Source organism: Komagataeibacter kakiaceti JCM 25156 (assembly GCF_000613305.1).
Genome location: NZ_BAIO01000260.1, coordinates 1 through 3,267 on the forward strand (window position 1 = coordinate 1; position 3,267 = coordinate 3,267).

Here is a 3,267-nt window from a genome sequence, read left to right on the forward strand (position 1 = left end):
CGGCCATACGCCGATGCGATGCGTCGCATGCTGGCCGAGGTCGCGCGGAGCGTGGCAGGTGAAGGCGGGCAGCCCGCGCTGCTGACCGGAACAGGTCAGGACAAGGTGCATCTGCTGATCCCCATGTCCAGTGACCGTGGGCTGGCTGGCGCATTCAACGCCAACATCAACCGTACGACCCGCAACCTGGTGCTCAAGCTCCAGGCGGAAGGCAAGACCGTCAAGCTCCTGCCCGTCGGGCGCAGGACGCATGATTTCTTGGCGCGCGAGTTCGAGGATCTGATCATCAGCACCGCCATCTGGCCGCGGGCAAGGAAATCCCCTTTTCCGCCGCGGCGGAGCTGGGTGAGCAGATTTCGTCGCTGCTGGAAAAGGGCGAATTCGACGTCTGCACGCTGGTGTACAACCGCTTTCGCAATGTCATGACCCAGACGCCGACGGAAATGCAGCTTATTCCGCTTGCGCTGCCGGACAATGACAACACGGCCCAGGGCGATCTTGCCACCTACGAATTCGAGCCGGATGAGGGGACGCTCCTGTCCAGCCTCCTGCCGCGCAACCTGCAGGTGCAGCTCTACGCCACCATGCTGGAAACGGCGGCGGGCGAGAATGGCGCGCGGATGACGGCCATGGACAACGCGACCCGGAACGCCGGCAAGGCCATCGATCGCCTGACACTGACCTACAACCGTACGCGTCAGACCAATATTACCAATGAACTGATTGAAATCATCTCGGGCGCTCAGGCAGTCTGAGGACCAATCTTCACGCTCACAGGAGCTGTCCCATGTCGGAAACCACAACTCAAGAGGCTCCTGTCTCCACGCAGGCGCAGAAAAGCAATGTCGTTGGTCGCGTAACGCAGATCCGCGGCGCCGTTGTTGACGTGCAGTTCGAGGGTGTGCTGCCGCATATCCTTGAATCGCTGCATGTCGAACTCAACGGTCAGACCCTGGTGCTGGAAGTGGCGCAGGAAATCGGCGAACACGAAGTCCGCTGCATCGCCATGGATACGACCGATGGCCTGAGCCGTGGCGCGGAAGTGACCGCCACGGGCAACCAGATCACCGTGCCGGTCGGTCCGGGCACGCTGGGGCGTATCCTGAACGTGATCGGTGAGCCGATTGATGACCGTGGCCCGGTGAAGGCGGCGGGTCACGCCCCGATCCACCGTGCCGCCCCGGCCTTTGACGAGCAGGCCGCCGCGACGGAAATCCTGCCCACCGGCATCAAGGTGGTCGATCTGCTCTGCCCGTACCTCAAGGGGGGTAAGGTCGGCCTGTTCGGCGGCGCCGGCGTGGGCAAGACCGTCATCATTCAGGAACTGATCAACAACATCGCCAAGGCGCATGGCGGCGTGTCCGTCTTCGCCGGTGTTGGTGAACGTACCCGTGAAGGGAACGACCTGTATTACGAAATGCAGGATGCGGGCGTCATCAAGATCAACGGTGACTCGACCGAAGGTTCCAAGGTGGCGCTGGTCTATGGCCAGATGAACGAGCCGCCGGGCGCGCGTGCCCGTGTCGCCCTGTCGGGTGTGACGGTTGCGGAATACTTCCGTGATGTCGAAGGCCAGGATGTGCTGTTCTTCGTGGACAACATCTTCCGCTTCACGCAGGCGGGCGCCGAAGTGTCCGCCCTGCTGGGCCGTATCCCCTCCGCCGTGGGCTACCAGCCGACACTCGCGACCGAAATGGGCGCGCTGCAGGAACGCATCACCTCGACCAAGAAGGGCTCGATCACGTCCGTGCAGGCCGTGTACGTCCCGGCCGATGACCTGACCGATCCGGCCCCGGCCGCGACCTTCGCCCATCTGGACGCCACCACGGTGCTGAACCGCTCCATCGCGGAAATGGGCATCTACCCGGCCGTGGATCCGCTGGATTCCACGTCGCGTTCGCTTGACCCGAAGATCGTCGGCGCGGAGCATTATCAGGTTGCGCGCGACGTGCAGCGCATCCTGCAGACCTACAAGTCCCTGCAGGACATCATCGCCATTCTCGGCATGGATGAACTGTCGGAAGATGACAAGCTGGTCGTGGCCCGCGCCCGTCGTATCCAGCGTTTCCTGTCCCAGCCGTTCCATGTGGCCGAAGTGTTCACCGGCGCGCCGGGCAAGCTGGTCTCGCTGGAAGATACGGTCCGTTCGTTCAAGGCGATCGTGGCTGGCGAATACGATCACCTGCCCGAAGGTGCCTTCTACATGGTTGGTGCGATCGAGGAAGCGGTGGCCAAGGCCGAGAAAATGAAGGAATCGGCCTAACCCGACCCCTGACGCAAGGAAGATAGACCATGTCCATTAAGGTCAAGATTGTCAGTCCGGAGAAGGTGCTGTTCGCGCATGACGCCGATATGGTCGTCATGCCGGGGTCGGAAGGTGACATCGCGGCCATGCCCGATCATGCACCGCTTATGCTGACACTGCGCGGTGGCGTGGTTGATGTCTATGAAGGCGGTGTGGTGACGCATCGCTTCTTCGTGGCGGGTGGGTTCGCCGATATCGCGCCGACCCACTGCACCCTCCTTGCCGACCGGGCGACACGTGTGGCCGACCTGTCGGTTGACGAGGCGGAAGCGCGGCTGGCGGGGCTGGAAAAATCCTATGAGGAAGCGGACAAGATGAACGTGCCCGCGCTCGATATCCTTATGGACAAGATCCTTTCGGCCCGTGCCGAGATCGACGCCGCGCAGTCAGCCATACCGGCCATGTCCCTCTAGGAAGCTGGAAGGGTTTCCGGGCGCCGTCTTTTTTGGAAAGGCGGCGTTCCTTGTAATCCTGGGGATGTTCCGCGTTTTCTTCCGCCCCGGAGAAGGGGCGGACTGGCCGGAATTAGGAAAAGCGCCCTGACCGGGGCGCTTTTTTCGTTTTTGCCGTTCAGCCACGCCCCCGGTAGCCGGGCACGTCCTGTGTCGGTATCCATACGCCTTCCGGCGGGGTGCCGGTCTGCCAGAACACGTCGATCGGCATGCCGCCACGGGGGTACCAGTAGGCCCCGATCCGCAGCCAGACCGGACCCAGCAGGTCAACCAGCGTGGTGGCGATCTGCAGGGAGCATTTTTCGTGGAAGGCCCCATGGTTGCGGAAACTGGTCAGGAACAGCTTGAGGGACTTGCTTTCCACGATCCATTCATCGGGAATGTAGTCGATGACGATATGGGCGAAGTCAGGCTGGCCGGTCACGGGGCATAGCGATGTGAATTCGGGCGCGGTGAAGCGCACGACATAATGCCGCCCGCGTTCGGGGGCGGGTACGCGCTCCAGCCGGG

Annotated in this window: 3 protein-coding genes and 1 pseudogene; 3 read left to right on the forward strand and 1 reads right to left on the reverse strand. The window is 62.6% G+C overall.

Going from position 1 to position 3,267, the window contains the following annotated elements; translation table 11 throughout:
• The 3 genes and pseudogenes from JCM25156_RS23930 to atpC all read left to right on the forward strand — a co-directional run.
• Nucleotides 1-755, forward strand: a pseudogene (locus JCM25156_RS23930) (F0F1 ATP synthase subunit gamma); the annotation flags it as partial.
• Between the two features lie 32 nt (nt 756-787).
• On the forward strand, nt 788-2,263 hold the full coding sequence (gene atpD / locus JCM25156_RS11875; RefSeq protein WP_025813233.1) for a F0F1 ATP synthase subunit beta: 1,476 nt from the start codon (nt 788-790) through the stop codon (nt 2,261-2,263).
• Nucleotides 2,264-2,292: 29 nt separating this feature from the next.
• Entirely contained in the window at nt 2,293-2,718 is a 426-nt protein-coding gene (atpC, locus tag JCM25156_RS11880) for an ATP synthase F1 subunit epsilon (RefSeq protein ID WP_025813234.1), read from the forward strand.
• A gap of 157 nt (nt 2,719-2,875) precedes the next feature.
• Here atpC and queF read toward each other — a convergent pair.
• Nucleotides 2,876-3,267, reverse strand: a 392-nt coding sequence (gene queF, locus JCM25156_RS11885) for a preQ(1) synthase (protein ID WP_025813236.1), incomplete at its 5' end; no start/stop codon positions are given.

What these genes read in the sequence shown, in the direction of transcription:
- atpD (WP_025813233.1), top strand. Translation starts at nt 788, where the DNA reads ATGTCGGAAACCACAACTCAAGAGGCTCCTGTCTCCACGCAGGCGCAG.
- atpC (WP_025813234.1), top strand. Translation starts at nt 2,293, where the DNA reads ATGTCCATTAAGGTCAAGATTGTCAGTCCGGAGAAGGTGCTGTTCGCG.